This is a genomic window from Almyronema sp. (assembly GCF_052168255.1).
Classification (GTDB): domain Bacteria; phylum Cyanobacteriota; class Cyanobacteriia; order Phormidesmidales; family Phormidesmidaceae; genus Sphaerothrix; species Sphaerothrix epifaneia.
The window spans coordinates 11,983-13,599 of the sequence record NZ_JBQLZL010000119.1 but is presented as its reverse complement, the minus strand read 5'-3'; the positions used below and the strand labels follow the sequence as shown (position 1 = coordinate 13,599).

The following is a 1,617-nucleotide window of genomic DNA, read 5'->3' as shown; positions in this document are numbered from 1 at the left end:
CTCGCCCCTACGGCGATGAAATATGACCCTGCAATTCATCATCGGCGATCGATCCGATTGAAAGGCTATGACTATAGCCAAGCGGGTGCTTATTTTGTCACGATTTGCACCCAAGGGAGGGAGTGTCTGCTTGGTGAGATTGTAGATGCCTCAATTGCTTTAAGCCAATATGGAGTCATTGTCGAACAGGTTTGGCACCAAATTCCGCATCACTTTCCATCAGTAACCCTAGATGCAGCAGTGATTATGCCCAATCATTTCCACGGCATTATTGTGATTGCCAAAGAGGGTTTTTTCATTCAACAAGAATTCCAGGATTTATCGCCAAAGCAAAATTCTAAGAAGCCGACATTAGGACAAATTGTTGCTTATTTCAAATATCAATCAACCAAGCTAATTAACGTAGTGAGAGATTTGACGGGAGCTAAGTTTTGGCAGCGCAATTATTACGAACACATTATCCGCAGTGAAGCATCTCTTGCTCGATTACGCACATATATTGAGCAAAATCCTCAGAAATGGCAACATGACCAGCTTCATCCCCAAAATCCATCTAAGTGGTGACATTTTCTATTAACTATTGATGCAAAGCGAGTGGATCTGAATATGACCGTCCAAATTCTGCGCAAGAAATTCACGGTGGGACAGTACCACCAGATGATCGAGTCCGGCATTCTGAGCGATCGCGATCGCGTTGAGCTACTTCAGGGAGAAATTATCGAGATGTCGCCCATTGGCATGCAACATGCTGCCTGCGTGGATCGCCTGAATGAATTGCTGGTCAGGGGGTTAAGGGGCAAGGCGATCGTGCGGGTGCAAAACCCGATTCAGTTGAGCACTCGATCAGAACCCCAACCAGATTTTGCCATTCTGCAGCGACGGTCTGACTTTTATGCCAACGGCCATCCGCAGCCCAGCGATGTCTTTGCCCTGATTGAAGTGTTTGACACCACGGTTGAATTTGACCGCACGGTGAAAGTTCCGCTTTATGCCAAAGACAACATTGCTGAAGTGTGGATTGTGGATCTCAATGCTGAGGCGGTGCAGATCTATCGAGAACCCAGTGAAGCAGGCTACCAGCAGTTGCAAGCCTTTCGCCGAGGGCAGGCGATCGCATTTCAGGCATTTACCGACATTCAATTTGCGGTTGAACAACTGCTGGGTTAGCAACCGCAGTCAGCCACCACACAAAAGTTTTTGACCTACAGGAGATCCGTCATGGAGCGTCCTAATCAGTCTGGCGATCCAGAGCAACTGTCATTGCTAGACACCCAAAACGAAGATTCCGTATTTGAAGAACTCGATGACTCTTGGCTCGAAGGCGACTTTGGGTTAGATGAGGAAAGTGACAGAACGGTAGAGCCAGTAGCCCGAGAACTCCTGACTCTCAAGCTTTTGCGAGAAGCCATTCAACACCAAAATCCTGGCGATGTGGTCATGCAGGATTTTGCGGAAATAGTATTGCCCAATTTGCTGAAGTACACCGTGGGTGTCACTGCCAAGGGGGGCAAGTTCTTCGCTGAGTACCTGGATCGAGTGGTCAATCCTCGGCGCGTTGCCACAGGCAAAGACCCGATTCGTCGGGACAATGCGGCTGACCAATCGCTCAATACTCAC

At 48.3% G+C, this 1,617-nt stretch carries 2 protein-coding genes and 1 pseudogene; all 3 read left to right on the top strand.

Going from position 1 to position 1,617, the window contains the following annotated elements; all coding sequences use genetic code 11:
* Window positions 1–15: 15 nt before the first annotated feature.
* Window positions 16–564 carry a transposase gene (locus ACTS3T_RS23970; RefSeq protein WP_377962300.1) on the top strand — a complete coding sequence of 183 codons (549 nt, stop codon included), beginning with the start codon at window positions 16–18 and terminating at the stop codon, window positions 562–564.
* Window positions 565–606: 42 nt separating this feature from the next.
* On the top strand, window positions 607–1,167 hold the full coding sequence (locus ACTS3T_RS23965) for a Uma2 family endonuclease (RefSeq protein WP_377962297.1): 561 nt from the start codon (window positions 607–609) through the stop codon (window positions 1,165–1,167).
* A gap of 51 nt (window positions 1,168–1,218) precedes the next feature.
* Window positions 1,219–1,617: pseudogene (locus ACTS3T_RS23960) on the top strand (type I-D CRISPR-associated protein Cas10d/Csc3); the annotation flags it as partial.

Bases quoted from the DNA above. Each gene is read 5' to 3' on its own strand.
- ACTS3T_RS23970 (WP_377962300.1), top strand. From the start codon at position 16: ATGAAATATGACCCTGCAATTCATCATCGGCGATCGATCCGATTGAAA.
- ACTS3T_RS23965 (WP_377962297.1), top strand. From the start codon at position 607: ATGACCGTCCAAATTCTGCGCAAGAAATTCACGGTGGGACAGTACCAC.